The 25,708-nt window shown below is 35.0% G+C and carries 30 protein-coding genes and 2 tRNA genes; 16 read left to right on the top strand and 16 right to left on the bottom strand.

What is annotated here, in order from left to right:
- Window positions 1-10: 10 nt before the first annotated feature.
- Together AC5YC8_RS03410 and AC5YC8_RS03405 are read right to left on the bottom strand one after the other, a co-directional pair.
- Window positions 11-394: a hypothetical protein gene (locus AC5YC8_RS03410; RefSeq protein WP_496117209.1), complete on the bottom strand. Its 384-nt coding sequence runs from the start codon at window positions 392-394 to the stop codon at window positions 11-13.
- Between the two features lie 213 nt (window positions 395-607).
- Window positions 608-1,051, bottom strand: a complete 444-nt coding sequence (locus AC5YC8_RS03405) for a GNAT family N-acetyltransferase (RefSeq protein ID WP_496163539.1) — start codon at window positions 1,049-1,051, stop codon at window positions 608-610.
- A gap of 242 nt (window positions 1,052-1,293) precedes the next feature.
- Here AC5YC8_RS03405 and AC5YC8_RS03400 point away from each other — a divergent pair, with 242 nt between their 5' ends.
- Window positions 1,294-1,635, top strand: coding sequence for a GlpM family protein (locus AC5YC8_RS03400; RefSeq protein ID WP_311917960.1), 342 nt, complete (start codon window positions 1,294-1,296; stop codon window positions 1,633-1,635).
- Window positions 1,636-1,889: 254 nt separating this feature from the next.
- Here the strand turns inward: AC5YC8_RS03400 and tenA are convergent, their stop codons facing one another.
- A complete protein-coding gene (tenA, locus tag AC5YC8_RS03395; RefSeq protein ID WP_496163538.1) occupies window positions 1,890-2,561 on the bottom strand; it encodes a thiaminase II in 672 nt (223 codons plus the stop codon).
- A gap of 322 nt (window positions 2,562-2,883) precedes the next feature.
- On the opposite strand from tenA, the gene AC5YC8_RS03390 reads away from it, so the two are divergent.
- The 4 genes from AC5YC8_RS03390 (at window position 2,884) to AC5YC8_RS03375 (ending at window position 6,722) form a co-directional block, all read left to right on the top strand.
- Window positions 2,884-3,963, top strand: a complete 1,080-nt coding sequence (locus AC5YC8_RS03390) for a DUF475 domain-containing protein (protein ID WP_496117215.1) — start codon at window positions 2,884-2,886, stop codon at window positions 3,961-3,963.
- 154 nt (window positions 3,964-4,117) lie between these two features.
- Window positions 4,118-5,482 carry an MFS transporter gene (locus AC5YC8_RS03385; RefSeq protein ID WP_496163537.1) on the top strand — a complete coding sequence of 455 codons (1,365 nt, stop codon included), beginning with the start codon at window positions 4,118-4,120 and terminating at the stop codon, window positions 5,480-5,482.
- A 51-nt stretch (window positions 5,483-5,533) separates the two neighbouring features.
- Window positions 5,534-6,127 (top strand): single-stranded DNA-binding protein, encoded by a 594-nt coding sequence (gene ssb / locus AC5YC8_RS03380; RefSeq protein ID WP_496117219.1) that lies wholly within the window; start codon window positions 5,534-5,536, stop codon window positions 6,125-6,127.
- A gap of 181 nt (window positions 6,128-6,308) precedes the next feature.
- The gene (locus tag AC5YC8_RS03375) at window positions 6,309-6,722 is read left to right on the top strand and encodes a hypothetical protein (protein ID WP_496117222.1); all 414 of its coding nucleotides are present in this window, start codon (window positions 6,309-6,311) and stop codon (window positions 6,720-6,722) included.
- Between the two features lie 93 nt (window positions 6,723-6,815).
- On the opposite strand, the gene AC5YC8_RS03370 is transcribed toward AC5YC8_RS03375, so the two are convergent.
- The 3 genes from AC5YC8_RS03370 to AC5YC8_RS03360 are packed head-to-tail and all read right to left on the bottom strand — an operon-like array spanning window position 6,816 to window position 8,344.
- A complete protein-coding gene (locus tag AC5YC8_RS03370) occupies window positions 6,816-6,986 on the bottom strand; it encodes a hypothetical protein (protein WP_496163536.1) in 171 nt (56 codons plus the stop codon).
- A 21-nt stretch (window positions 6,987-7,007) separates the two neighbouring features.
- Entirely contained in the window at window positions 7,008-7,448 is a 441-nt protein-coding gene (locus AC5YC8_RS03365) for a nitroreductase family protein (protein ID WP_496163535.1), read from the bottom strand.
- 35 nt (window positions 7,449-7,483) lie between these two features.
- Entirely contained in the window at window positions 7,484-8,344 is an 861-nt protein-coding gene (locus AC5YC8_RS03360; RefSeq protein WP_496163534.1) for an SDR family oxidoreductase, read from the bottom strand.
- Window positions 8,345-8,595: 251 nt separating this feature from the next.
- Here AC5YC8_RS03360 and AC5YC8_RS03355 point away from each other — a divergent pair, with 251 nt between their 5' ends.
- Complete coding sequence (locus AC5YC8_RS03355; protein ID WP_496163533.1) at window positions 8,596-8,958, top strand: winged helix-turn-helix transcriptional regulator; 363 nt, start codon at window positions 8,596-8,598, stop codon at window positions 8,956-8,958.
- A 135-nt stretch (window positions 8,959-9,093) separates the two neighbouring features.
- Entirely contained in the window at window positions 9,094-9,657 is a 564-nt protein-coding gene (ahpC, locus tag AC5YC8_RS03350) for an alkyl hydroperoxide reductase subunit C (protein WP_496117230.1), read from the top strand.
- Between the two features lie 64 nt (window positions 9,658-9,721).
- Here the strand turns inward: ahpC and AC5YC8_RS03345 are convergent, their stop codons facing one another.
- A complete protein-coding gene (locus AC5YC8_RS03345; RefSeq protein WP_496163532.1) occupies window positions 9,722-10,645 on the bottom strand; it encodes a LysR substrate-binding domain-containing protein in 924 nt (307 codons plus the stop codon).
- A gap of 123 nt (window positions 10,646-10,768) precedes the next feature.
- On the bottom strand, window positions 10,769-11,395 hold the full coding sequence (gene ycaC / locus AC5YC8_RS03340; protein WP_496117234.1) for an isochorismate family cysteine hydrolase YcaC: 627 nt from the start codon (window positions 11,393-11,395) through the stop codon (window positions 10,769-10,771).
- A 290-nt stretch (window positions 11,396-11,685) separates the two neighbouring features.
- Here ycaC and AC5YC8_RS03335 point away from each other — a divergent pair, with 290 nt between their 5' ends.
- The 3 genes from AC5YC8_RS03335 to AC5YC8_RS03325 all read left to right on the top strand — a co-directional run bounded on the left by AC5YC8_RS03335 (window position 11,686) and on the right by AC5YC8_RS03325 (window position 15,121).
- Complete coding sequence (locus tag AC5YC8_RS03335; RefSeq protein WP_496163531.1) at window positions 11,686-12,561, top strand: pirin family protein; 876 nt, start codon at window positions 11,686-11,688, stop codon at window positions 12,559-12,561.
- Window positions 12,562-12,991: 430 nt separating this feature from the next.
- Window positions 12,992-14,290: an FAD-dependent oxidoreductase gene (locus tag AC5YC8_RS03330; RefSeq protein WP_496163645.1), complete on the top strand. Its 1,299-nt coding sequence runs from the start codon at window positions 12,992-12,994 to the stop codon at window positions 14,288-14,290.
- A 3-nt stretch (window positions 14,291-14,293) separates the two neighbouring features.
- The gene (locus AC5YC8_RS03325; RefSeq protein ID WP_496163530.1) at window positions 14,294-15,121 is read left to right on the top strand and encodes an SAM-dependent methyltransferase; all 828 of its coding nucleotides are present in this window, start codon (window positions 14,294-14,296) and stop codon (window positions 15,119-15,121) included.
- Window positions 15,122-15,185: 64 nt separating this feature from the next.
- Here AC5YC8_RS03325 and AC5YC8_RS03320 read toward each other — a convergent pair.
- The 3 genes from AC5YC8_RS03320 to AC5YC8_RS03310 form a co-directional block, all read right to left on the bottom strand.
- Window positions 15,186-15,261: transfer RNA gene (locus AC5YC8_RS03320), tRNA-Thr, on the bottom strand.
- A gap of 183 nt (window positions 15,262-15,444) precedes the next feature.
- Window positions 15,445-15,672, bottom strand: a complete 228-nt coding sequence (locus AC5YC8_RS03315; protein ID WP_496117239.1) for a hypothetical protein — start codon at window positions 15,670-15,672, stop codon at window positions 15,445-15,447.
- 371 nt (window positions 15,673-16,043) lie between these two features.
- Window positions 16,044-16,133, bottom strand: a tRNA-Ser gene (locus AC5YC8_RS03310).
- 122 nt (window positions 16,134-16,255) lie between these two features.
- On the opposite strand from AC5YC8_RS03310, the gene AC5YC8_RS03305 reads away from it, so the two are divergent.
- On the top strand, window positions 16,256-18,136 hold the full coding sequence (locus AC5YC8_RS03305) for a potassium transporter Kup (protein WP_496117241.1): 1,881 nt from the start codon (window positions 16,256-16,258) through the stop codon (window positions 18,134-18,136).
- 78 nt (window positions 18,137-18,214) lie between these two features.
- Here the strand turns inward: AC5YC8_RS03305 and AC5YC8_RS03300 are convergent, their stop codons facing one another.
- Window positions 18,215-18,520, bottom strand: coding sequence for a hypothetical protein (locus tag AC5YC8_RS03300; RefSeq protein ID WP_496163529.1), 306 nt, complete (start codon window positions 18,518-18,520; stop codon window positions 18,215-18,217).
- A gap of 259 nt (window positions 18,521-18,779) precedes the next feature.
- Here AC5YC8_RS03300 and AC5YC8_RS03295 point away from each other — a divergent pair, with 259 nt between their 5' ends.
- Both AC5YC8_RS03295 and AC5YC8_RS03290 read left to right on the top strand, forming a co-directional pair.
- Window positions 18,780-19,880 carry a DNA/RNA non-specific endonuclease gene (locus AC5YC8_RS03295; protein WP_496163528.1) on the top strand — a complete coding sequence of 367 codons (1,101 nt, stop codon included), beginning with the start codon at window positions 18,780-18,782 and terminating at the stop codon, window positions 19,878-19,880.
- A gap of 73 nt (window positions 19,881-19,953) precedes the next feature.
- Entirely contained in the window at window positions 19,954-20,199 is a 246-nt protein-coding gene (locus AC5YC8_RS03290; protein ID WP_496117247.1) for a hypothetical protein, read from the top strand.
- 76 nt (window positions 20,200-20,275) lie between these two features.
- Here the strand turns inward: AC5YC8_RS03290 and hisF are convergent, their stop codons facing one another.
- Window positions 20,276-21,034, bottom strand: a complete 759-nt coding sequence (gene hisF / locus AC5YC8_RS03285; protein ID WP_496163527.1) for an imidazole glycerol phosphate synthase subunit HisF — start codon at window positions 21,032-21,034, stop codon at window positions 20,276-20,278.
- Between the two features lie 114 nt (window positions 21,035-21,148).
- Here hisF and AC5YC8_RS03280 point away from each other — a divergent pair, with 114 nt between their 5' ends.
- The 3 genes from AC5YC8_RS03280 to AC5YC8_RS03270 are packed head-to-tail and all read left to right on the top strand — an operon-like array spanning window position 21,149 to window position 23,166.
- The gene (locus AC5YC8_RS03280; RefSeq protein WP_496117252.1) at window positions 21,149-22,099 is read left to right on the top strand and encodes a homoserine kinase; all 951 of its coding nucleotides are present in this window, start codon (window positions 21,149-21,151) and stop codon (window positions 22,097-22,099) included.
- Window positions 22,100-22,113: 14 nt separating this feature from the next.
- On the top strand, window positions 22,114-22,743 hold the full coding sequence (locus tag AC5YC8_RS03275) for a DUF1294 domain-containing protein (protein ID WP_496163526.1): 630 nt from the start codon (window positions 22,114-22,116) through the stop codon (window positions 22,741-22,743).
- Between the two features lie 27 nt (window positions 22,744-22,770).
- Entirely contained in the window at window positions 22,771-23,166 is a 396-nt protein-coding gene (locus AC5YC8_RS03270; protein ID WP_496163525.1) for a DUF4870 family protein, read from the top strand.
- Between the two features lie 28 nt (window positions 23,167-23,194).
- Here AC5YC8_RS03270 and AC5YC8_RS03265 read toward each other — a convergent pair whose 3' ends face one another.
- The 3 genes from AC5YC8_RS03265 to AC5YC8_RS03255 form a co-directional block, all read right to left on the bottom strand.
- Window positions 23,195-24,103, bottom strand: a complete 909-nt coding sequence (locus AC5YC8_RS03265) for a DMT family transporter (RefSeq protein ID WP_496163524.1) — start codon at window positions 24,101-24,103, stop codon at window positions 23,195-23,197.
- Between the two features lie 72 nt (window positions 24,104-24,175).
- Entirely contained in the window at window positions 24,176-24,904 is a 729-nt protein-coding gene (gene hisA, locus AC5YC8_RS03260) for a 1-(5-phosphoribosyl)-5-[(5-phosphoribosylamino)methylideneamino]imidazole-4-carboxamide isomerase (protein ID WP_496163523.1), read from the bottom strand.
- A 67-nt stretch (window positions 24,905-24,971) separates the two neighbouring features.
- Window positions 24,972-25,646 (bottom strand): 3'-5' exonuclease, encoded by a 675-nt coding sequence (locus AC5YC8_RS03255; RefSeq protein ID WP_496163522.1) that lies wholly within the window; start codon window positions 25,644-25,646, stop codon window positions 24,972-24,974.
- Window positions 25,647-25,708: the final 62 nt, after the last annotated feature.

Raw genomic sequence — 25,708 nt, 5'->3', positions numbered from 1 at the left:
ATTGAAAAAATTAAGCGATATCACATAAACCTGAATATGGTCGTTCAAAGATAGATTCGATTTCTTCAAAAGACTGTGTTTTGGCTTGTTGGGTTTTACTAAATGAATATTGAATGACTAAACGCTCAAGTTGAGATAAAAAATGCTCATATTTTTCTGTGAAGTTTTCGATATCTAAAAAATCAAAATTTAACTTAGGGTTACAGTTATATTGTCCAATAAAATTTAACATTAAGTCTTGAATTCTACGGTTGGTAAAATAAATTAAATATGTTGCGGCAGAGCCACAATGTAAACAGCCTTGGTTTAAGTAAATTTCATCATTTTCAAACCAGCACTGTCGCAATGTAATCATGGCGCGCATGGCTTCTGTACCTTGCGTTTCAATTGTCATATAGCTAACCCCAAAACCAAATAAACGATAATGATTATCATTTATAATATTAAAGTGAGCATAATTACAAGTTATAAAAGTGTAATTTTAACGATTGAAATGACAAATTCTATTTAGTTTAAAGATGCTGATTTTTTATTCTTTAGATATTTGCCATCTCCAAAATTTAGAAAAGTTGTCGTGAGTTATATCGTGTTATTTACGTGGAAAAAATTAACTATCATTTACTCGTTTTAGTAACAGAACTTTCTTGTCGTAATTTTCTAAGCACCATTGATGTTTTTTCAGAATTTTTTCATTTACTAAATTCGCATGATGCTCAAATTCATAAAAACCAAATTTTTGATAAAAGTTTTTAAGATTTTCGAATGGTAAACAATAGATGGCTTTAAGATACTTTTGCTGAGCAAGATCAACTAAATAACTCACAAGCTCGTTTGCCAAAGATAAGCCTCGAAATTCATCTAGTATATAAATCCCTCCAATTTCGACTTCTTGTTTATTTAGATAAACAATTCGACCAACACCAGCAAGCTTATCGTTATGCGTTACGATAGCAATAATTTCATTGTCTAACGAGCTTGGTACAAAATCTATTTTTTGATATTGAGTATTAACCCATTCGAGATCGTTTGCAGTTGCTAATTGTATTGCCACGTTTATTCCATTGAATTAAATCAGTCTTGGATTAGATCACATGTTTATAAAGAGCACTATATTGAAATATATGGTTTATTTAATATCGTGTCGATTATGTGTAAAAATGAAAAGCATCGAATTAAAGCATTTCACTAAAATTAGAACTTTTTTTCATTTAGCTGTGAGAGTTCCGTATCTATTAAAATAAAAATCTGTATTTCGTTATACTATTGAAAAAAGGAATTTGTGAAAAATAAATTATGTTTGGTTTGTTTTTAAAGTGCGTACTCGGTGCTGCTGTTGTCTTAATTATTGCAGTTTTGTCTAAAAGCAAAGCATTCTATATAGCAGGCTTAGTTCCTTTATTTCCTACATTTGCGCTTATTGCACACGTCATAGTTTCACAACAGCAAGGGGCAGAAGCTCTACAAAAAACCGCACTTTTTGGCTTATGGTCGCTTATTCCATATTTCATCTATTTATTTATGGTGTATGTACTAGCGACTAAAATGTCGATGTGGTCGTGTTTGGGACTTGCGACTTTGTGTTGGGTGGTGGCTGCGGCAGGCTTAATTTATGGTTGGCAGTTGTATCATCAGTAAATTTAAATTTTATTTAAATAAAGATTTTCATTGTGAGGGAATTTTTCCATTGAGCTTATATAGGTGAGGAGCTCACTTGCTACTTTTGTAACGGCAAAAGTAGCCAAAACCTTTTGTCATCCACTGAACTCGTCAAAAATAAATATTTTTCAGAACAGTCGCAGAAACGGAATTTTTTAAATACTTGTTTGCCTCGAACAGCAGTGGATGACTTTGTCGCGTATCAATAAAAAAGCTCAGGTTTGTTTTTGCTATTAGGCATCTAAACCATTCCATTGTCTTTGATGATAAGCACCATCCCAGAATAACCACTCAAGTTGTGCAGCACGTGTATAAGCTTGATGCATTTTCTCAAGCGTATCAGCATCAGCACGTTCAGCAACTGCATCTACAGTTTCAATGACTTTTTGTACGGCTTCGTGAAAGTCATCACTTGCATAGGTATCAATCCAAGCTTGGTATGGATTATTTTTGACAGACTTATTAACAATATCTTTACCTACTTCTGCATAAATCCAAAAACAAGGAAGTAAAGACGCTAAAACCACAGGGTAGCTTTCAGCCCAAGCCGTTGCTTGTAAAAATGAAGTGTAATGATGGCAAGCAAGCGTAAGCGGAGTAGTTTCAAAATTTTCCGCAGAAATTTTAAATTGATCTAAAAATTCATTGTGCATTTCACGTTCAAACACAATCGCAAGTTTTGCCGCTTCAGAGAATTGAATAATTTCTTCTGCGCTAAATGCTTTTGCCGCACATACCGCAAGCGAGCGACCATAAGCGACTAAGTAGTGAGCATCTTGAATGACATAATGACAAAATGCGTCTTTATTTAAAGTACCTTGAGCAAGCTCTTGGTTAAAAGGGTGTTGCAGTGTTTTTTGATATAAATCTAAATTTCGTGACCAAACATCTTGTGAAAAGCTCATTTCAAATCCTATTTAGAGCATGTTGATATTGTTGAGCTTAATATAACAATTGTGCGTAGCAATCGTGTTGAAGAAGTATAAATATTTACATGGTTTCAAAAAATAATATGAAGGTTTTTGATTAATGAAAAAAAAGGATCATAATTGAGCAAAGTTAAATCAGTGAAGACTAGACTTACTTGATGATCTTCCACGGTAAAAACTATACAAAACAAGCCAACTACAGATAGGTGAAATGTCTAAAACAGAAAATAAAAGTAAATTTTGTGCTGTATAATTTTACCAATTTTTTAATATTTAAATTATTTAAGGTCGTTTTACCATGTTGAAACATTTTGGTTTCTCTATTTTCTTTACGATCGTATGTTTAGCGATATCGGCATATTGGGGTTATACCCATGGACCAGAAGCAGGCATACAGACCATGCTTACAGCTTTAACAGTAACAGCAATTTTAGCCATTATGGAAGTGTCTTTATCTTTCGATAATGCTGTTGTAAATGCCTCAGTCCTACGCAATTGGGATCATTTTTGGAAAATGCTCTTTTTAACTGTGGGTATTTTGGTTGCTGTTTTTGGTATGCGCTTAATTTTCCCAGTTGCTATTGTTGCAGTAACAGCGGACATGGGCTTTGTAGAAGTCGTTCAATTGGCATTGAATGATCCAAAAACCTATTCGCAACGATTAATGGATCATCATCCTGAAATTGCTGCATTTGGTGGATCATTCTTATTGTTAGTATTTTTAAATTTCTTTTTAGATGAAGGTAAAGATACACATTGGTTTAAATGGTTTGAACGTCGTTTATCAAATTTAGCAAATGTTCCTGCAATGTCTGTTTTTGTTGCACTTATTGCTTTACTTGTTATGGCTGCAAATGTAGATGAAGCCAAGCGTTTAGTGGTGACAATGGCGGGTATTTGGGGCATTGTGGTTTACATTGGTGTTCAAGTACTGAGTCACTTATTGGGTGGTGAGCCTGAAGTTGATGAAGATGGCAATAGTGTAGATAAAAACGGTAATGTTGTTCCCGGTGGTGTGGTTAAAGCGGGTATTGGTGGTTTCCTTTATTTAGAAGTATTAGATGCATCATTTAGTTTTGATGGTGTAATTGGTGCTTTTGCTATTACTTCAGATGTTGTCATTATTATGCTAGGTCTTGCAATTGGTGCAATGTTTGTACGTTCTATGACTATTTACTTAGTCGATAAAGGGACTTTAGATGCGTACATTTACTTAGAGCATGGTGCACATTATGCAATTGGTGCTTTAGCATTTATTATGATTGCAAGTGGTACAGGCTTACATGTTCCAGAAGTTGTTACAGGCTTAATTGGTGTAGCATTTATTGTTTGGGCTGTTGTGGCATCTATTCAATATAATAAACGACAAATGACATAACTTCTTTGTGATTAAGTTGTTGAGAAGCGTAACGTAAGTTGCGCTTTTTTGTTTTTTTAGATGGTGATCATCTATATTTAAAATAAAATATATGCCGAGAATTGCACCAAATGTCCTATAATCTTCCACAGAAATTAACGAGTTTTAACGACCTATGATGAATGCCCTAGAACGTCGCTCAACCTTTGCTTTAAGTAGTATTTTTGCCTTACGCATGTTGGGACTGTTCATGATCATCCCTGTATTTTCAGTGGTAGGTCAGGCTTATGAAGGGGCAACACCTGCACTGATTGGTTTAGCAGTGGGGGTTTATGGTTTAACTCAAGCTATTTTACAAATTCCATTTAGCCTTATTGCAGACCGCTATAGCCGCAAACCTTTAATTGTGTTTGGACTGTTGCTTTTTGCTATAGGTGGTGCAATTGCGGCAATGTCAGACACAATTTATGGTGTGATTGTTGGTCGTGCTATTGCTGGTGGTGGGGCAGTTTCAGCAGTGGTCATGGCTTTACTTGCAGATGTAACGCGTGAAGAACAGCGCTCTAAAGCCATGGCATTCATGGGTATGAGCATTGGCCTATCTTTTGTTGTGGCTTTTAGTTTAGGTCCTTGGTTAACGAGTTTAGTTGGCATTTCGGGCTTATTCTGGGTCACAACAATTATGGGATTGCTTGCCATTTCAATGCTATTTCTTGTGCCAAAAGTGAAGCGTCATCATAAAAACTTTCAGCAAGGTTATTTTGTACAGTTGAAAGAAGTGCTGAAAATGAAAGATTTAAATCGCTTACACGTTTCAGTTTTTTCATTACATTTGCTACTTACCTCTATGTTTATATATGTGCCTTTACAGCTCATTAACTATGCAAAAATTCCGCTTTCTAGTCATGGTTTAGTTTATTTACCATTATTAGTTATAAGTCTCTTTTTTGCATTTCCAAGCATCATTTTGGCGGAAAAATATCGTAAAATGCGAGGTATTTTTCTGACAGCCATTGTTGGAATTATTTTGGGCTTAATTTTTATGATATTTGGATTTGAATCTAAATACATTTTGCTTTTAGGTTTAGGATTATTCTTTATTGCATTTAATGTTATGGAGGCTTTATTGCCTTCATGGTTGTCAAAATCTGCGCCTATTCAGTCTAAAGCAACGGCTATGGGGGTAAATGCAAGTGGTCAATTTTTAGGTGCATTTTGTGGTGGTATTTTGGGTGGTCAATTGATCATGTTAAACAACACTGCAATGGGATGGGGCATATTAACGACAATTGCAATTGTTTGGTTAATCATTAGTTTTGGTTTATCGCAACCTCGTTATTTATCATCTTTGGTATTGAGATTGCCTGATACCAAACAAACAGATGAATGGACTTCTCAATTATTGGCAATTCGTGGTATTGAAGAAGTCTTAGTGATGCCCGATCAACAAGTTGCTTATGTAAAAGTTGATAAATTGCAGATTGATGATGCTGCACGACAACATTTAACGCACTTGTTAGGTAAAGAGGTAGTCATTTAATGAGAACTCTTATAAAGTAAAACATAGAATCGAATAGGAAGATAACAGCAAATGCGCGGCGTAAATAAAGTAATCTTAGTTGGTACTTTGGGTAAAGACCCTGAAACAAAAACATTTCCAAATGGTGGATCGTTAACTCAGTTTTCTATCGCTACAAGCGAGTCTTGGACAGATAAAAGCTCTGGTGAGCGTAAAGAACAAACTGAATGGCACCGTATTGTATTACATAACCGTTTAGGTGAAATTGCACAGCAATATTTACGTAAAGGTTCGAAGGTTTATATCGAAGGTTCACTACGTACACGTCAATGGACAGATCAAAGTGGTCAAGAGCGTTACACGACTGAAATTCGTGGCGAACAAATGCAAATGTTAGATTCTGCAAATCGTCAGCAACAAAGTGGCGATTCTCAAGACGGTTTTGCTCAACCACGTTTTAACAATAATCAAGGTGGCGGTAATAGCTACGGTAACCAAGGTGGTTACGGTGGTCAGCAAGCGGGTGGTTATAATAATCAACAGCAAGCACCTCAAGGTAATTATGGAAACAATGTTAATCAAGGTTTCCAAGCACCTAAGCCACAACAAGCTGCTAAGCCAATGGCGACAGCACCTTCAGATTTAGATGATGATTTACCATTTTAGATCATATATCTAAGTAATTTGTTAAATTATTTAAGATATTATTGTTTTAAATTTATTTAAAATTAAGCCATATTAAAAAAACCCTTTGATAGATCAAAGGGTTTTTTATTTTGTGAAAATGTAAAAAATCTATTATAAATACAGCATAAAACACGAATAATTATTTTTTGGGGAAATGAAATTGAAAAAATATATTGCGATATCGGTTCTGATGTTTACGACAACATGTTATGCAGCAACAACAGAAAATTGGGTCAAAGTCAGTACAGACGAATATGGTGAAACTTTTGTAAATTCAAACCATGTAAAACGTGTGGCAGGATATCCATCTGTTGTGGAATATGGCTATAAATATATTTATAAATATGGTGTGCCATCTTTGCAAATTGCACCAAAAGGCTATATTCAAGCTATACATCAAATTAATTGTAAAGAGCAGACAAAAGCGACCATTATGAGTCAGCGTTTTAAGCCGAATGGTAAAGCGATAGATACAGATACCCCCTTTTCAACAGTCTATTTTGAACCTATTTATGATTCTCATACAAATCTTATGAAAGTGTACAAATATGTCTGTAAGGCAAAAAAATCTTAATGCTGTATTAGTATCAATTTTTAGATCTTTATTTTTTAATATAAAAAGAGCATCAATATAGATGCTCTTTTTATTTATTTACTTATTCATTTATTACTTAATTTCAGTAATAAATTCTTCTGTAGGGCGACGTACTTTTTTTAATACGCTTAACCAATCACCTTCAGGCTGACGACGACCTAAAGCCAGTAAAGTACAAGACATTAAACCTTTCGATTTTAAATCTAATAATTCATCTAATTGGTTTTTATCGAAACCTTCCATTGGTGTCGCATCTACTTTTAATTATGCAGCGGCTGCAATTGCCATACCAAAACCAATGTGCGCTTGTTTAGATGCATGATGGTGCTGTTGTTCTTCTGTGAAAGTAGAGAACAAGTTATTTAAACCCGCAACGACATCTGCTGTTTTGTCTAAAGGTAAACCACGTTCATTATTTGTATAGTCATAAATTGCTTGAATACGCTCTGGATCCATTTTGTCCCAAGCCGTAAAAACAAGTAAATGAGATGACTCTGTAATTTGAGGCTGATTGAATGCGATAGGTGAAATTTTTTCTTTTAATTCTGGGTTTGAAATAACAAAAATATGAAAGGGTTGTACGCCTGCCGATGTTGGAGCTAAACGAGCAGCTTCAACAATTTGATTTACAAGAGTAGGATCAAGTTTCTCGCCAGTCATACGTTTAGTTGCATAGCGCCAATTTAAAGCATTCAAAAGTTCCATGTGTATTCCTATTTTTTACGAGTAGTGTTTAGGGATTAAAGTTGGTATAGCTCTTTTAGTGCAGATTTCAAATCTAAAGGTGGTCTACCTAATAAGATTTTTAAGTCTGAACTATCAATTTCATATTGATGTTGTTTGATATCTACAACAGTTCCTTTTGTTAAATAAATAAGGAATTCAGGAAGGTGGATATCTGTTAATAATTGTTCATACAGAATTTCATCAAAATCGAAGTATTCAACTTTATGATGGCTAATCTCACTGAGGGCTTGAGCTACATCTGCATAGGAGTAAGCGACATCGCCTGTAATGTTGTACGTTTTATTTTCGTGATTGTCTTGCACAAGTAAGTTTGCAATTGCTTCACCCATTTCTCTGCGTAAAGCATAGGGAACTTTGCCATCTCCACCTGATAAATAAATACCACTTTCAAAGACTTTATTACCCACAATCATTGGAATTGCATCTGTATACATTGTATTTCGAACAAAAGTGAAGTCTAAGCCTGAAGCTTGAATATACTTTTCTGTCTCAAAATGGCTTTGCATTAAATCTTGAACATTTGATGTTTCAATGTTTTGAATGGCTAGACCCGTGTAAATAATATGTTTTACACCTGCCATTTTTGCAGCATCAATCACATTTTTATGTTGTTCGAAGCGGTTAAACTCCATTGTGGATATTAATAAAAGTTTGGTAACACCTTCAAAGGCATGACCTAAAGATGAGATTTGATTGAAATCACCGATACGAACCTCAATACCTTGTTCTATGTATGGTGCCGCTTTTTTTTCATCTCGAGCAAAAATAGCAAATTGATTTTTTGATGTAACTTTGCTTAATTGGGAGATGACACTTGAGCCTAACTGACCTGTTGCGCCTGTAACTAATATCATGTTCTATCCTCTGATTTTTATATGTGAATAGACAATCTAATGAATAAAATAATATTTATATTTCTTCCAAGATGTAGAGATATTCTATTAAGTTGAAAGAAATTAGATAATCTAATTGTGTGACTTGCATCAAACAATATATGTGAATTGTATTACTGTAAAGGTAAAATGAGGCTTACTATACTTGGTTATAGTTAAATTAGTTTTTGTATGAATAATATACAATAAATAAGTAAAGGCAGTTAAAAAACATGACGAATATCATTAATCAAGCAAGTTGCAGTGCTAGTTTTGTGGTTGCACTTAAAGATGCTTTAAACGTAATTAATGGCAAATGGAAACTGGCAATAGTTTGTACATTGCTTGAGAAACAAAGACGGTTTAAAGATATTGAGCATTTAATTACAGGAATTACGCCACGAATGGTGTCAAAGGAGCTGAAAGAATTGGAAATTAATGGCATCGTTAAAAAATTTGATGTCATCGAAAATGGTTTAAAGGTTACTAAATATGGTTTAACAGAATCGGGTAAAAACTTAGAAAATGTAATTATTACGATGGTTGAATGGGGGAAAGAGCATCGTATATATAGTTTGTTACCCAAGAAAGAGTAAGTTTTGATAAATCGCGCTTTAATTTGTAAAAACGATTAAACATATGAAAAAGAACTGTTTTACCAATATAATATATTTTCGTATTCTAGCTTCACAAGATAAGCACTTATATAAATTGAAGCTAGAGGATATCTCATGAGTTTAATTAACACGCAAGTAAAGCCATTTTCAGCAACTGCATATAAAAATGGTGAATTCGTTGAAGTGTCTGATAAAGACATGATTGGTAAGTGGTCTGTTGTATTTTTCTATCCTGCAGATTTTACATTTGTATGTCCAACAGAATTAGGTGATTTAGCAGATCATTATGCTGAATTCCAAAAAATGGGTGTTGAGGTTTATTCTGTTTCTACAGATACACATTTCACGCATAAAGCTTGGCATGATTCTTCTGAAGAAATCAAAAAAATTGAATATCCAATGGTAGGCGATCCGACTTGGACACTTGCTAAGAACTTTGACGTTCTTATTGAACAAGATGGTTTAGCTGATCGTGGTACGTTTGTAATTGATCCTAATGGAACAATTCAAATTGTAGAAATTAATGCTGGTGGTATTGGTCGTGATGCATCTGAATTACTTCGTAAATTAAAAGCAGCTCAGTATGTATTTACTCACCCTGGTGAAGTTTGTCCTGCTAAGTGGAAAGAAGGTGATGCAACTTTAGCACCGTCAATTGACTTGGTTGGTAAAATCTAATCAATGAATTAGATAAGTAAAAAGCCAGAACATTTGTTCTGGCTTTTTTGTGTTAATTTGAGTGTTATGCAATATAGCCTTTTGTGGATGTTGCATAGTTTCTCACGCCGTAAATAAGGTGATCAATTAACTTTTCCATAACAAGACGTTGACCTTTACGAGAAGAGTAAACAATTTGCACCGTACCAATATTTGAGCACCATTCAGGTAAAATATGAATTAAACGACCGTTGTGAATATCTTGTTCTACGGTTAATAAGGGTAAATCTGCAATACCTAAACCATCTATAGCGGAAAAATAAGCACCCGATAAATCATTACTTTTTATACGTGGATCTAAGTGAATATCAATTTTTTCATTATGTTTTTCATTATATAAAGACCAACGGTAATTGGTTTTTTGCGTACCTAAAACAATACTTGGGTAGTTATAAAGCTCCGTAATATGTTCAATAATATGTCCTTGTAATAACTCAGGGCTTGCAACCAAACAATGTGTTGTGCGAATAACATCACGAACAATAATGCTAGAGTCTTCATTACTTTCGAAGTTTGTTCTAATGGCTAAATCGATATCATCATGCAAAATATCAACACGACGGCTTGTTAACTCCATTTCGACTTTAACTTTTGGATATTGCTTTAAAAATTGATTTAGTAGTGGACGAATTTGATATTTCATCATGACAGATGGGCAACTCAACTTCACTAAACCACTTGGCTCAAGCGTTTGTTTCATTAAAATATTTTGAGCAACATCTGTTTGTGAAATAATTTTTTCACATGCCTCAAAAAACTCTTGTCCTAAAGGCGTGACCTTAAAATGTCGGGTCGATCTTTGAATAAGCGTGACATCAAATTTATTTTCTAAATCTAAAATCCGACGGCTTAATTTAGACTTTGTAATATTGCTTGCTTCACTAGCTGCACTAAATCCACCATGTTTTACAACAAGGTAAAAGTAGTAATAATCATCAAATGAATGCATGTTCGCTCCGTACAAAGCAATATTTTGAAATTTGAATCCTCATCATAAAGGATATTATTTAAATACCAATTGAAGAAATAATAAAAGCGATCAAAAGATCGCTTTTACATAGGAAACCAAAACTTATTTTTTGGTTGTATTTTGAACGTAGCTATTAATTAAGTTACGGTAATCTGGAATGTGTTGGCTAAATAAAGCGCCTAAACCGTCTACATCGTTACGCCAATCACGATGTAACTCACAAGCTGTTCCAAACCAAGTCATAAGCTGAGCGCCAGCATTTGACATACGATCCCATGCAGAATCACGTGTTAAGTGGTTGAAAGTACCTGATGCATCCGTTACGACAAATACATCAAAATCTTCTTCTAGTGCAGATAAGGCTGGGAATGCTACACAAACTTCAGTAACAACACCTGCAATAATCAGTTGTTTTTTACCTGTTGCTTTAACAGCTTTAACGAAGTCATCATTGTCCCAAGCATTAATTTGTCCAGGGCGGGCAATATAGGGTGCATCTGGGAACATTTCTTTTAATTCTGGAACTAAAGGACCATTAGGACCATCTTCAAAGCTAGTTGTTAAAATTGTTGGAAGATTAAAATATTTTGCAGCTGCAGCAAGTGCTAATACATTATTTTTAAATTTATCTGGGTCAATATCACGAACTAAAGAAAGTAAACCTGTTTGATGGTCTACTAATAGTACCGCAGCATTGTCTTTATCTAAGCGAACATATGGCTTACCCATAATAGTATCCTCTGGTTTTCATATACGTAAATTTGATGACAGAAAATCTGGTCAATCTCTAGTGAATATTCATATTAATAGGATAATTTTTTGCTAGATAGCCCATTATTTAGGATTAATAATCTTATAAATAAGATAAAAGAGGCTTTTAAATTATATATTTCAAATTTTTTTCGAATAAATAAAAAATTGTTCTAATTATGAGATGCTGTTTTCTGATTCATCTGTTTTTTAAAGACTCTTTAAAACTTAAAATAAACGTAAGTTAAATCCGAGCGTAGGAGCTTGAGATGAAAAAAATTATAGGTGTTTATCGCAACGAAAATATGCATTGGGTTGGAGATGGTTTTCCCATGAAAGGACTATTCTCTTATGATCGATTAGGTCAAGCGATTAGCCCATTTTTACTATTAGATTATGCTTCTCCTTATTCATTTGCACCATCTACTGAGCAACATGGTGTGGGTTCTCATCCTCATCGTGGGTTTGAAACCGTGACTATTGCTTATCAAGGTGAAGTGACGCATAAAGATTCTGCTGGCGGTGGTGGCACAATCAAAATGGGCGATGTGCAATGGATGACAGCAGGGGCAGGTCTGGTACATGAAGAGTTTCATTCACCTGAATTTGCTAAAAATGGTGGTTTGTTCCAGATGGCACAATTGTGGGTAAATTTACCTGCTAAAGATAAAATGACAGCGCCCCGTTACCAAGCAATTGAAGCTAAGAATATTCCTGTTTTTCAATTTAAAGATAATGCTGGTCATATTCGTGTGATTGCGGGTGCATTTGAGAAGCTTCAAGGTCCAGCATCGACTTTTAGTTCAATTAATGTATGGGATGGTGAATTAGCTGTTGGTTTTAAAGAAATGATTCATGTCCCTGAGGGGCATACTGTGTTGTTTGTTGTACTTGAAGGCGAAATGCTATTAAACGGTACACAAAAAGTGCTAGATAGTTCCATCGTTATGTTTAGTAAAGACAGTGATACCGATATTCAGCTCGAAGCAACAGAAACTGCGAAGTTCTTAGTCCTTACAGGTGAGCCATTAAATGAGCCTATTCAAGGATATGGTCCATTTGTAATGAATACCAAAGAAGAAATTATCAAAGCTTTTGATGATTTCAATAATGGTAAGTTTGGAGAAATTCATGTAACACATTAATTTTTTTAAAATTGATGAATTGTCTTAGAGTATAAAAAAGCCCTTGAGTGACTCAAGGGCTTTTTTATTCGCGCTGTAGTTTCGTTCTTATTTTTATTGTGTTTTTGTAGTTATTATATTTTATTATTGTGATGCATTTATCATTTTTGTTGGTGCGATAATAACCAATACGTAATTCTTTGTAAATACTTTTAGTGAAAAAAATTAAATTTATTAAATGATTTATATCTGTTTTTTCCAAATATCTAATAAAACCTCAATAAATTCTTGAGTTTGTGTACACATAGTTACAATGTAATTTTATGTGTATTTTGATAGGTCTGCTGTGGAATAGCTCACTAAATTAATAATCTGGTAGTTTTTACTAACCGCTTTTTTAAATCTTTAGTTCATAATCTTAGAAAGTTTGAAAATAAAGATGGATTATATTTTGGATATTGCAGTCATTGGTAGTGGCATGGCGGGTCTCGCTACAGCAAGAATTCTTAAAGATGCAGGGCACAATATAACAATATTTGAAGCCTTATCTGGGCGTGGCATGGATAGTCACAGCATGGAGTTTGAAGGTGGTTTAATTGATGCTCCATTGCGTGTAATGAATCCTCATCTTTGGAAAAATACGTTGAGCTTAGCCACTCACCTTGGTATTTCTACATATCCTGTTCGTACTTATATGGCATGTAGTTGGTTATTTGAAGATAAAACTGAAACATGGTTGACTACAACACGTAGCCGTATTGGAAATTTTCCTATTATTAATAATCGGAAAGGCTTACAACAATACGGCTGGCGCTTAGTTAAAGGCATGTTGCAACTAAAAACGGCAATAGCAAAGTTTTTTAAATCAAAAGACCAAGAAATTACGCTTGCTGAATTTATTAATAATAATGATATAGAAGAAGTATTTTGGCATGGTGCGGTTATGCCAGTGCTTTATACCATTTGTACATGTGATCCAAAAACCATTGGTGAATGGCCTGCAAAACCATTATTAATATTTTTACGTCAGTTAACCGATGGTGATGCTTTATTGCGTTTACAAGGTGGCACACCTGCATTTGTAGATAAGCTTATGCAAGGTATAGAAATTAAAAGTGGTTCACCTATTCGTTGTGTAAAAGAGTTAGATGGCAAAGTCTTTGTTGAAAATGAAGCAGGTGAAAACCATTATTTCGATAAAGTTGTAGTGGCAACGCCAACAACAAAAATTGAATCATTTTTAGATAATGAACAATTCGCAGATGATATTGCATTATTAAAGAAATTTAGATTTGAAGATGGTGATTTGGTTATTCATACAGATCAATCAGCAATGCCACCTAAACGTAAAGATTGGGCTGTGTTAAGTTACATGATGGATCGTAAGTTCACTCGTCAGCAATTTACTGTTTGGCTTAACTCGATTGAGCCATCACTTGTAGGTAAAACACCAATTTTCCAAACATGGCGTCCAGTGGTGGATATTGATCCGAAAAAAGTCATTTCTTCTGTGAAATTAACTCGTGCAGTTGTAGATTCGGACACTATTGCACTAAATAAAGAACTTCAAGAACGCCATAAAGCTTCAGATCGTAAAGTTTATTTCTGCGGTTCATGGTCTTGTGATGGATTGCCAATTTTAGAATCTGCAGTAACTTCAGCGATGAATATTGCAGAAAACTTTGGTGCGCCATTGCCGTTTGTAGGATTAAAACCTAAAGTTGAGGTCGCACCGCAACTTGGTTACTAAAAAATGAAATGGCTTCAAGCAATTCCAAAGATTTTTCCAAAACATAAATATGCAATTAATGCGAAGTTATTGGGAGATGATAATGAACTTGCTTGGAGCAATTTGGGATATTGGGAAGATGCAACATCTTCCTATCCTAAAGCTTGTCAGGCATTAGCAGATCAGCTTGTACAAGCGTTAGAACTATCATCACAAGATTTTTTATTAGACCTTGCTTGCGGGCAGGGGGCTAGTCTTCTTCATTGGCAAAATCATTATCAAATTCAAAAGATTGCTGCTATAGAGCTTCAACAAGAATGTGTAGAAAAAATTCAAGCTCAGTCACTTTCTTCTATCGATATTTATTGTGATTCATTTTTAAATTTAAAGAATATTTCATTTCAACAAAAGTTTGATGTTGCTGTATGCATAGATGCAACATATCACTGCAATTTGAATTCATTTCTAAAATCAGTCAATTCAGTTTTAAATTCAAATGGAAAATTAGGATTTCATTATTTGATGCTAGCCGATGAATGGCAAAATTTAAATTCATTCCAAAAGCAAAAGTATAAGTGGTTACTTAAAGCTGCAGATGTAAATTTAGAGCATGTAATGGTGTATCCAGAAATGAAGCAGACCCTAGAAAGTTATGGATTCAAAGACATTAAAATCATTGATCTATCTAAACAGGTGTTTGCTGGTTTTTCGATGTACGTAAACGATGTATTAAATTTAAATGTGAAAGGGAATAGCCTAGATAGTTTTAAAATTGAAATGACAGCAAAGCTATGTGCGAAATTATATGAAGATGGTTTGGTGAAATACGTACAAATAACAGCTAAAAAATAATAAGTAGAAGAAAAGCATAAGCTGTAAAAACATCAAAGCCTCACTAAAAAGCGAGGCTAAGAAATGGTGCCGGCACACGGATTCGAACTGTGGACCTACTGATTACAAGTCAGTTGCTCTACCAACTGAGCTATGCCGGCGTTGTGGAATGCATTCTACAGAAAGTTTACTTGAATGCAAGCCAAAAAATAAGCACTTAGCTCTGTTTTTAAGTTTTTTCGTGAAATTAAGAAAGAAATTTTCAATTTGGATTCATAAATCACTTAGCTCATTACAAATAAGCGATTTATGAATCGGTTTTAAATAAGGTGTTTAGTTTGAAATTATTTACTACGTAATATTCGGTCTAGATCTTGAGCGCATTCTTCTAATGTAAATGCTGTGTCTAGCTGAAGTTGAGGTTTTAACTCCATTGCGAGTTTTCTCCATTCATCGATAAGGCGTATAGCTTTTTGAATTTTGTGTTTATTTACGTCTTTAGCAATGGTAGGGGTATATCCTCCTCGTTTAGCGTTTTTAATTTGTTTGACATAGTTTGCGCTGTTATTCATGTTTGCTCCCCCGAATAGCAGTTTCTATATGTTGTGTTTCTTGGAGTAACGCTTTTTTTAAATATGAAGGTTAGAAGTAATATTACATGGTCACAAAGAGCGTATTTTTCGAATATTTTAAATACGTAGGTTTTTTGTGATAACTCTTTTTTAACATACAGTTGCGACCTTGTCTTTAATGTTTTTTACAGCAATTTGTAATAAAAAATGTCAAAAAGTAAGCAAGAATAGATTGGAAATATAGATTCATAAAAACACAATATATAGAAATTAAACTATTTAGAGTTCTGTGTGTTTTACACTTCATTTTCTTATTTTTAATATTTTGAAATAAAAAAGACCTAGATTCTATATCTAAGTCTTTGATAATTTGGCGGTGAGAGAGGGATTCGAACCCTCGATACGCGCAAACGTATACACACTTTCCAGGCGTGCTCCTTAAGCCACTCGGACACCTCACCATATAGGCGATGGATAATAACGAAAAAAAAATATTCTGCCAAGCTGAAACAATTGATTTAAAGAAAAACTTTTACGGTGGTGATATGATTCGCCAAAATACTGTCTAAAATGAAGACAAAATATGCAAAATACTGCGAAAAAAGCGGCATTGCCTGTTATTACTCTTGCAGCACTGGGTGTTGTATTTGGTGATATTGGTACAAGTCCACTTTATGCATTTCGTCAATGTTTCTTAACAGCGCACTTAGCAATTACAGATGCTACGGTGTTAGGTATTCTCTCTCTCATATTTTGGTGCATGATGCTGAGTATCAGCTTCAAATACGTCACTATTATCATGCGTGCAGATAACAATGGTGAAGGCGGTATTATGTCTTTACTTGCATTGAATTTACGAACGACTCGAATAGCTGAAAATAAGAAAATTTATTTGATTGCATTGGGCTTTATTGGCGCCTCTCTCTTTTTCGGTGACGGTATTATTACTCCAGCTATTTCTGTTTTATCGGCCATTGAAGGTATTAGTATTGCAACACCAATGTTTAACCATTGGTTAGAGCCACTTTCTATTGGTATTTTGGCAGGTTTATTTTTAGTTCAACGTCATGGTACGGCAACAATGGGCAAGTTTTTTGGCCCACTTACATTGTTGTGGTTTTTATCTATAGGTATTTTCGGGCTATGGAGTATTAGCCAAACACCATTCATATTAACAATGATTAGTCCGCATTGGGCGTTCAATTTTGTCATAAATGAGCCTTATATTGCATTTTTAACAATGGGTGCTGTTGTTTTAACAATGACAGGTGGTGAAGCGCTTTATGCCGATATGGGGCATTTTGGTAGATTACCTATTCGTTTAGCTTGGTTTATTATTGTTTTGCCATGTTTATTGCTGAACTATGCAGGACAAGGTGCATTATTACTACGTAATCCTGAGGCGATTGCAAACCCGTTTTATATGCTTATTCCACAGTGGGCTTTATTCCCTATGATTGGGCTTGCAACGGCAGCGGCAGTGATTGCATCGCAAGCAGTTATTACAGGTGTGTTTTCTATGGTGAATCAAGCGATTCAACTTCGCTATTTACCACGTTTAACAGTGCGTCATACATCTGATGTAGAGCAAGGGCAAATTTATATCCCATTTATTAACTGGGTATTATTTATTTCTGTATTAATTCTAATTTTACTCTTTAAGAATAGTGCAAACCTTGCAAATGCGTATGGCGTGGCAGTCACCATGACAATGCTATGTGGCACTATTTTAATTAGCGTATTGGCTTATGGTTTGTGGCGTTGGCCTCTTTGGAAAGTTATATTATTTGCAACACCGTTTTTAATTTTAGATTTCATTTTTGTCGCTTCAACATCGCTTAAAATTGTGTCTGGTGGATGGGTACCAATTATGATTGGTGCTGTATTGTTTACCATTTTAATGACATGGAAAGATGGACGAGCACTTGTATTAAAACGTCTGGAACGAGATGCTTTGCCAATCGATTTATTTATTAAAAGTGTGAATTCGGGTAGCGAAACTAAATTTGTTCCAGGTGATGCAATTTTTCTTACAGGAACTCCAAACATTGTTCCTCATGCGATGCTACATAATATTAAGCACAATAAAGTCTTACATGAACGCAATATTATGGTCACTATTATTACCAGAGATGTACCGTATGTTGAGGCAGAAGATCGAATAACAGTAGAAAAGCTAGATGAGCGTTTTTACCGAATTAGTATGTATTACGGTTTTAAAGATCAGCCGAATATTACACAAGCACTTCAACAGGCATATCAAGAGCTTGGATTTGATTTCGACTTAATGCAAGTAAGCTTCTTTATTTCAAGAGATCGTATTATTCATTCTGTTGGTGATGGTATGGCACCATGGAGAGAGAAACTTTTTATTTCATTGCAGCGTAATACAAGTCCTGTGAGTGATTTTTATCAAATTCCGACAAATCGCGTGGTAGAACTCGGAAGTCAGATTGAAATTTAATCCATAAGGTCTTACATGTTGCGCATAAAAAAACCAGAGTAAATTCTGGTTTTTTTATATCAAACAGCAAACAAGCGATTATTGAGCTGGTGCTTCAGGTGCAGCTGTTTCAGATGCAGGACTTTCATCTGCTACAGCATCAGATGTTGCTACTTCAGATGCAGGAATTTCTTCCGTTGCTTGAGCTGCATCACCTAAAATTTTAATTTTTCCACTAGCAGCCAATTCTTTTAATGAACCTGGTTGACCATTTACAGTAGTTGTAATTTTTGCTTGGGATAAACTTTCTAGAGTTTCACCCGGTTGAACAGCTGGTTCAGCAAAAGCTGCAATGCTGATAATGCCAGCGATAAGACCTAAACCTAAAATTTTAGTAGAACGCATAAAATACTCCAAGTAATCATGATTTTTTGCTTATTTTGTATTTTAATTTCTTATATTATTAAGTTCTACTAAACACACGAAATCTCAAATAGATTACTTAAAAACTTTATATAAAAAAGACATGTTGTTACAACATAGTAAGTCTGTATATTTTTTTTGCCTATTTGTTGGACGATCGGATTTTGCAGCATATACAAGCTCTGTGGTGCTTGTTAATCTGCTCAAAAATTTATGTATATGTATAGTACTTGCAGATCTAATGGCGAAGAAGAGAACCAGTTCGAAGAATATTTTTACTCAACTTTTTGGACAGAATGGTTTAAAAGTTGTTTTGGGCTTAGTTGCCTCTGGAAGTTTTGCAATTGCCTTTGGACAAGAAAAAATTAGTCAATGGATTTCATTACCTTCTCTATCTTCTTCAAGTTCTGAATGTGCTGTTCAGTTTTATAAAGAAGCTCCACCATTTTTAGCGAAAGAGTCATTAAGTAAAAATACATATGCTCTGTGTTTTAATGGCTTTAATGTGATGTATTCAGGCATTTCACGCACTCCACTTTGGGTGGCTGAGGCCTTAACACCACAACGTTTAAGTCAAAAAATTCCGCGTGAAGATAGTTTTCATGAAGAACTAAAAGTTCCATTGGCATATCGTGCGACATTGGCTGATTATCGGGGTTCAGGTTATGACCGTGGGCATATGGCACCTAATGCAGATATGTCTACAAAAGCAGCACAGTCGGATAGTTTTTCGCTTGCGAATATGGTGCCTCAAGCACCTAAAAATAATCAAAAAGTTTGGCGTGAACTAGAAGAAGCAACGCGTGCTATTGTAACGAAGCAAAAGCATGATGTGTATGTGGTAACAGGGCCAACATTCACAGGGAAAAAATTAAAAACCATTGGGGCAAATAAGGTTATTGTTCCAACTGCAGTTTTTAAGGCTGTTTATATTCCTAAAACAGGTGCAATAGGCGCATATTACGCACCAAACGATAATTCGCTTATGGTGAAAGTTGTTAGTATTTGCTATTTAGAAGAACAATTAGGAATGAATATTTTTCCTCAATTGACTGAAGAACAAAAGCGAAATACATATAAATTACCGTTAAAGGCAAATTTAGTAAAAGCGAATCAAGAAATTGCATACTCACATTGGGATGCAGAAAGTCAGTGTGCAGAAGATGTTCCAAGTGATCAATTGCTTGCAGTTCAAAAGCAGTTTAAGTCTGATGGTTTAAGCGCAGAAAATACAGATCAAAAAGGTTCAACTCAACCCAATATAGATCCAAACACGCAAGATGCAATTGTAAAACAGCTTGTAGAAGCACTATTACAATATATTTTACAGTTGATAAGATAGGTTTGAGCGCATACTATTTTAAATGGAATAATGAACATCATATTCACACAACAAAAAATAACGTGAGATAAATATGTTTAAAGCTTTTCAAAATGGAACAGAATCACATTCAATTCATGATCTTACAATTGAAAATGATGTAGATCGTGTCAATATTTATGGTAATTTGCAAATTACAAAAGATCAGGCGGGCTTGCAAGCAGCACTTGCATTACAAGCAGTTTTAAATCAGTTAGTACAGCAATTACAAAATGAAAGTGATTTACCAGAACATATTCAAGATAAAGATAGTGATGAAATTGAAAATCCATTTTTATAAGTATGTGAATATGTTCCACATGGAACATAAAAAAGCCCACGATTCAGTGGGCTTTTTTTATAAAGATAATCGACTTTTAAAGACGCATTTCAATACCTTGATCGGCAAGATATTTTTTTGCTTCAGGAATAGTGTGCTGACCAAAGTGGAAAATAGAAGCAGCAAGAACAGCATCTGCACCACCTTTTAAAATACCATCAGCTAAGTGCTGTAAATTACCTACACCACCAGAAGCAATTGTAGGAATCGTTACGTGATTGTTAATTTGACGCATCAATTCGATGTCATAACCTGCTTTAGTCCCATCGGCATCCATTGATGTAATAAGGAGCTCACCTGCACCAAAGTCTGCCATTTTAACAGCCCAATCAATCGCATCGATACCTGTTGGTTTACGACCGCCGTGAGTGAAAATTTCCCATTTGTTTTCAGCGGTTTTTTTCGCATCAATAGCGACAACAATACATTGTGCACCAAAACGTTGAGAAGCCTCTTGTACAAACTCTGGAGTGAACACAGCAGCTGAGTTAATGCTGACTTTATCTGCACCAGCATTTAACAATAAACGAATATCTTCAACTTTACGTACACCACCACCAACGGTTAAAGGTACAAATACAGACTCAGCCATACGCTCTACGGTACGGTAAGTGGTATCGCGACCATTTGAGGTTGCGGTAATATCTAAAAAGGTGATTTCATCTGCACCTTGTTCGTTATAACGACGTGCCACTTCAACTGGATCGCCTGCATCACGAATATCTAAAAATTGAACACCTTTGACTACACGGCCATTATCTACGTCTAGGCAAGGAATAATACGTTTAGCAAGCATAATTTTTTCCAATAATTACAGCATATTACGAAACTGACCTACGGTTGGTGCTACACCTTGGTAGATGGACAATGTATTCTATCAAAAATATGTAAGTTTTTTCGCAGGTTTTCTATGTCGGTTTATACCACTTTGACTTTATCGGAAGTTCAGGATTTTGCTACGCCTTATGGATTAAAGGTAATAGACCTGATTCCAATTCAGGGAGGAATTCAAAATACCAACTATTTTGTAGTTGTTGAAAGTGGTCAACAGTATGTATTAACCATATTTGAAGAAATGGATGAACGTGGAGCAGGTGAGCTTGTACCTGTGCTTGAACATTTAGGCAAAGCTGGTTTGACAGTACCTGTGCCATTAAGTCATTCAGGTAAAGCAATTCATACATTAAAAGATAAACCTGCACAAATTGCACCACGTATGATGGGAGAACATCCCATGCCAACTTCATTAGAGCAAGCGAAACAAATTGCAGTTGCTCAAGCAAAAATGCATGTTGCTTTAAAAAACTTTCCATTGGAACGTGCGGAATATCGTGATCATGCTTATTGGCGCAAGGTCTCTCAAGAATTAAAACCTACATTAAATGTTGCAGACAAAACATTATTGAATGAACTTTTAGGTCTTTATGATGTACTTTCAGCAACTTATCCTGATCGTCCTAAAGGTTTCATTCACTCGGATTTATTCCGTGATAACACGTTATTTGAGGGTGATGAGTTAAAAGGTATTCTCGACTTTTACGAATTAAATAAAGATGAATTTTTATTTGATATCGCAATTACTTTAAATGACTTCTGTACAGAATATCCAGATGTACATTTAAATGAAGATCGTGCAATTGCATTCTTAACTGCTTATGAAACCGTGCGCCCTTTAACTGCTGATGAACGTGCATGTTTAGAAATTTACTTAGCGATGGCAGCAGGTCGTTTCTGGATGATGCGTTTACAAGTTGCGCAAAAAAATGCAGCGGAAGGTCGTACTGGTGATGATATTTTGCAAAAAAATCCTTTAGAAATGCGTAATATGCTGATCGAAAGATTAAAGTTTGTTACTGCTTAAAAGGAAATGTGAAAATGCGTGATCAAGGGCGACTGGTTGAGTGGTTTGATGATAAAGGTTATGGATTTATTCAACCGAATGATTCAAATAAAGGTCGTGTATTTTTACATATTAAAGATTTTGCTCGCCAAGGCCCACGTCCAATCGTGGGTTGTGCATTAGATTATCAAGTAATTTTAGATGAAAAAGGGCGTTATAAAGCACAAAACGTTGTGTATTTAAAAGCGGCTCAAGCTGTTAAATCTAAAAAAACTTCATCTTCAGCAAATATTGTCAAAATGAACAAGAAAATACAGCCAATGCAAATGTTGTGCATTGCGTATATTTTATTTTTGGTATTGTTAATGCTAATTGGTCTATTAGATGGAATTTTCTTGTTATTTATAAGCTTAATTAATGCAGCGACTTATTGGTTTTATTCACAAGATAAAGAAGCTGCCCAGCTTAATAAACAGCGTGTTCCTGAAAACTCATTACATCTTCTCTCGTTTTTAGGTGGATGGCCTGCGGCATGGCTTGCGCAAGAAAAACTGCGTCATAAAACACAAAAACAACCATTTAGAAAGATTTATTTTTGTACTATAGTTTTTAATATTCTTTTGATTGTTTGGTTGGTTTCACCATTAAATAGTTTTTCTGTTTAATAAAATATAACTCTTAGAGGACATAAAATGACTTATTCAATAGATCAAGATTCAAATCGTACACTTACGATTGTTTTATATGTTCTTTATATTGTTGCAATTTTTTCAGCAGGTGTTTTGGCAATTATTGCATTAATTATTAATTATATTAAGCGCGATGCCGTTAAAGGTTCAATTTTTGAAAGTCATTTCACGTGGCAAATTCGCACTTTTTGGTGGTATTTAATTTGGAATGTCGTTGCTTTTGTTCCATTCCTATTTTTATTCTTCACAGGTGAAAATCCAAATGCCTTTGTTGGTATTGCATTTGGTGCTTCTGCTTTTTGTGTCGCAATGATTGCTCTTTCATGGGTTTGGATTGTGTATCGTGCAATTCTTGGTTTAATACGTGTGAATGATAATAAGCGAATGTATCAAGATTAATTTTTAAATAATCAAAAAAAGAGCTAATTTATAGCTCTTTTTTTTGATTTTTCTGATTTAAAAATTTTGGTCGCCATTCACTTAATATTACACCTAGAACAACACAGGCACCGCCAACAAGGGCAAGTAACGGTAAGCGTTCACCTGCAATACGCCCAATAAGTGCAGCCCAAACAGGTTCACCTGCATAAATAATTGCAGCTTGTGAAGATTCTACAGATTGTTGCGCCCAATTCATCACAAGTTGAATACATGCACTTGCACAGCCTAAGCCAAATAAAATAGTGATAAGAATCCAGTTAAATTGTGGTAAGCCTTGCTCACCCAATAGCGGACTCATTATGAAACAAAATAGAGAGGCAAAAATAAGCTGTAAAACAGTTACTCGTCTTACATTTACTTTTCCAGCAAAATAGCCAATAAAAATAATTTCGAGAGCAATCGCAATTGAGCCTAAAATCGTAATGATTTGTCCAAAATGCAGCTGAACTTGTCCGAAACCATTTCCTGTTAAGAAAACTAATCCAATAAAGGCAAAGATCACTCCAAGCCAAGTCATAATATGTGGTTTATTTTTAAAAATGAGCCACATAAAAATTGGAACTAGGGGAACATAAAGTGCGGTTAAGAAAGCAGATTCGCTGCTACTAATGGTTTGTAAACCAATGGTTTGAGTACCATAACCTATAGCGATTACAGCACCAATTACAGCGCCCGCAAATATTTCTTTGCTATTAAAATTTTTCAGATATTTTAAAGAAAGTAGGCTAACAGCAATTGCAGCGGCAGCAAAACGTAGCGCCACAAACATAATAGGGTTACTAAAATTCAGGGCATATTGAACAGTAATAAAACTGCCACCCCAAATGATGGTAATAAAAATGAGTGAGAGTTGAGGGGCTTTGGCTTTCATCCAAGCCGTGGTATTGGAAGACATGAGATCATCTAAAATGGGAAATTAAAAATCAAATAAAAAAGAGGTCCGAAGACCTCTTTCACATTTTAAAACTTATAACGATTGGTCAAGTAGAAGCTGTGCTTCACGCAAGTTAAGCGTGTTTTCATAAATAGCACGACCTGTAATTGCACCTAAAATGCCAGGTTGACCTTTTAAGTTACGAACGTCATCTAGGTTCGTTACACCGCCAGAAGCAATTACAGGTAAACCTGAATAAGTCGCAAGATTAACGGTTTGTTCTACGTTAACACCTTGCATCATGCCATCACGTGCAATGTCTGTATAAACAATGCTAGAAACGCCTGCATCTGCAAAACGCTTAGCAAGATCAGTTGCTTTTACATCAGTAACATTTGCCCAGCCATCTGTTGCAACCATGCCGTTCATTGCATCAATACCAACAATGATATGACCCGCAAATTTCTTACATGCTTCTTCTACAAATTCAGGATCTTGTACTGCTTTTGTCCCAATGATGACAAAAGAAACACCAGCTTCTAGATAATGCTCAATTGTTTCTAAAGAACGAATACCACCGCCAATTTGAATTGGAAGCTCTGGTTGAGCTTTACAAATTGCTTCAACAACAGGTTTATGAATAGGCGTACCTGCGAAAGCACCATTCAAGTCAACTAGATGGAGACGACGTGCGCCTTCGTTTACCCAATGTTGTGCAGTTGCTACTGGGTTATCAGAAAATACAGTATCGTCTTCCATACGACCTTGTTTTAAACGGACACATTTGCCATCTTTCAGGTCAATTGCAGGAATGATTAGCATGCTTTCGCTCCAAGCCAAATCTTGATGAATTTAATGGCGACAATCTTAACAAAGTATTGGCAATTCTCTAAGCATCTGATGATGGTTTTATTTTAATCGGGCGTATTCGGAGCTTTAAACTGGTGTTGGGAATGTCTTTTGGCAATAAACCTAAGCGTAATAGCTCTTCAAAAACTAAAACTGCACCGTAAGCATCTGCTGTTGCATAAGAAATTTGTGGTGGGCTCAATTCTTTCTTTGCCCAGTTTGATGTGCTTATTTTTTTAGATTTAGGAAAATGCAGGTTAAATAATATCGCAATCGCATTTTTAAGCCCAACTTGGTTTTTATAACCAAAAGTAGAAAAGCATTTAGAGAGTTCAATAACGCTGTTTAGTTCTATGCCTTTTTTTCTGAAAAGATGAGCATCATTTTTTAGTCCAAAACCAACTTTAACTTGGTCTCGATTGCTAAAAATAGGTGCTAAAAATTGAAGAATTTCATTGTTTATTTGGAATAAATAGGCTTTTTCTAATGTGGCTAATTGAATAAGGTGAGGGCCTGTTTGTGTTTCACCTTTGGTAAATGTAGGTTGCGATTCTGAATCGAAGCCGAATAATGCAATGCTGTAGAGTTCTTCTTGTAATGCTAAACATTGATCGAGTGTTTGTAGTACAACAATTTGATTTGAAGATAAATTTTTAAATAAAGGAAGTTTTGAGATTTCCTCTTTGGGTAATAAAGCAGGTTGTTGCGCTTCCATATAATTTCAAACTTAAATCAATAGTTTTTGAGATTAATAGGTTTTGAGTGTTTAAGCAAAAA

The sequence above is a fragment of the Acinetobacter sp. FY731 genome (genome assembly GCF_059515905.1).
This window is presented reverse-complemented; position numbering and strand designations above follow the sequence as displayed.

What these genes read in the sequence shown, in the direction of transcription:
- AC5YC8_RS03410 (WP_496117209.1), bottom strand. Translation starts at nt 394, where the DNA reads ATGACAATTGAAACGCAAGGTACAGAAGCCATGCGCGCCATGATTACA.
- AC5YC8_RS03400 (WP_311917960.1), top strand. Translation starts at nt 1,294, where the DNA reads ATGTTTGGTTTGTTTTTAAAGTGCGTACTCGGTGCTGCTGTTGTCTTA.
- tenA (WP_496163538.1), bottom strand. Translation starts at nt 2,561, where the DNA reads ATGAGCTTTTCACAAGATGTTTGGTCACGAAATTTAGATTTATATCAA.
- AC5YC8_RS03390 (WP_496117215.1), top strand. Translation starts at nt 2,884, where the DNA reads ATGTTGAAACATTTTGGTTTCTCTATTTTCTTTACGATCGTATGTTTA.
- AC5YC8_RS03385 (WP_496163537.1), top strand. Translation starts at nt 4,118, where the DNA reads ATGATGAATGCCCTAGAACGTCGCTCAACCTTTGCTTTAAGTAGTATT.
- ssb (WP_496117219.1), top strand. Translation starts at nt 5,534, where the DNA reads ATGCGCGGCGTAAATAAAGTAATCTTAGTTGGTACTTTGGGTAAAGAC.
- AC5YC8_RS03370 (WP_496163536.1), bottom strand. Translation starts at nt 6,986, where the DNA reads ATGGAAGGTTTCGATAAAAACCAATTAGATGAATTATTAGATTTAAAA.
- AC5YC8_RS03365 (WP_496163535.1), bottom strand. Translation starts at nt 7,448, where the DNA reads ATGGAACTTTTGAATGCTTTAAATTGGCGCTATGCAACTAAACGTATG.
- AC5YC8_RS03360 (WP_496163534.1), bottom strand. Translation starts at nt 8,344, where the DNA reads ATGATATTAGTTACAGGCGCAACAGGTCAGTTAGGCTCAAGTGTCATC.
- AC5YC8_RS03355 (WP_496163533.1), top strand. Translation starts at nt 8,596, where the DNA reads ATGACGAATATCATTAATCAAGCAAGTTGCAGTGCTAGTTTTGTGGTT.
- ahpC (WP_496117230.1), top strand. Translation starts at nt 9,094, where the DNA reads ATGAGTTTAATTAACACGCAAGTAAAGCCATTTTCAGCAACTGCATAT.
- AC5YC8_RS03345 (WP_496163532.1), bottom strand. Translation starts at nt 10,645, where the DNA reads ATGCATTCATTTGATGATTATTACTACTTTTACCTTGTTGTAAAACAT.
- ycaC (WP_496117234.1), bottom strand. Translation starts at nt 11,395, where the DNA reads ATGGGTAAGCCATATGTTCGCTTAGATAAAGACAATGCTGCGGTACTA.
- AC5YC8_RS03335 (WP_496163531.1), top strand. Translation starts at nt 11,686, where the DNA reads ATGAAAAAAATTATAGGTGTTTATCGCAACGAAAATATGCATTGGGTT.
- AC5YC8_RS03325 (WP_496163530.1), top strand. Translation starts at nt 14,294, where the DNA reads ATGAAATGGCTTCAAGCAATTCCAAAGATTTTTCCAAAACATAAATAT.
- AC5YC8_RS03315 (WP_496117239.1), bottom strand. Translation starts at nt 15,672, where the DNA reads ATGAATAACAGCGCAAACTATGTCAAACAAATTAAAAACGCTAAACGA.
- AC5YC8_RS03305 (WP_496117241.1), top strand. Translation starts at nt 16,256, where the DNA reads ATGCAAAATACTGCGAAAAAAGCGGCATTGCCTGTTATTACTCTTGCA.
- AC5YC8_RS03300 (WP_496163529.1), bottom strand. Translation starts at nt 18,520, where the DNA reads ATGCGTTCTACTAAAATTTTAGGTTTAGGTCTTATCGCTGGCATTATC.
- AC5YC8_RS03295 (WP_496163528.1), top strand. Translation starts at nt 18,780, where the DNA reads ATGGCGAAGAAGAGAACCAGTTCGAAGAATATTTTTACTCAACTTTTT.
- AC5YC8_RS03290 (WP_496117247.1), top strand. Translation starts at nt 19,954, where the DNA reads ATGTTTAAAGCTTTTCAAAATGGAACAGAATCACATTCAATTCATGAT.
- hisF (WP_496163527.1), bottom strand. Translation starts at nt 21,034, where the DNA reads ATGCTTGCTAAACGTATTATTCCTTGCCTAGACGTAGATAATGGCCGT.
- AC5YC8_RS03280 (WP_496117252.1), top strand. Translation starts at nt 21,149, where the DNA reads ATGTCGGTTTATACCACTTTGACTTTATCGGAAGTTCAGGATTTTGCT.
- AC5YC8_RS03275 (WP_496163526.1), top strand. Translation starts at nt 22,114, where the DNA reads ATGCGTGATCAAGGGCGACTGGTTGAGTGGTTTGATGATAAAGGTTAT.
- AC5YC8_RS03270 (WP_496163525.1), top strand. Translation starts at nt 22,771, where the DNA reads ATGACTTATTCAATAGATCAAGATTCAAATCGTACACTTACGATTGTT.
- AC5YC8_RS03265 (WP_496163524.1), bottom strand. Translation starts at nt 24,103, where the DNA reads ATGTCTTCCAATACCACGGCTTGGATGAAAGCCAAAGCCCCTCAACTC.
- hisA (WP_496163523.1), bottom strand. Translation starts at nt 24,904, where the DNA reads ATGCTAATCATTCCTGCAATTGACCTGAAAGATGGCAAATGTGTCCGT.
- AC5YC8_RS03255 (WP_496163522.1), bottom strand. Translation starts at nt 25,646, where the DNA reads ATGGAAGCGCAACAACCTGCTTTATTACCCAAAGAGGAAATCTCAAAA.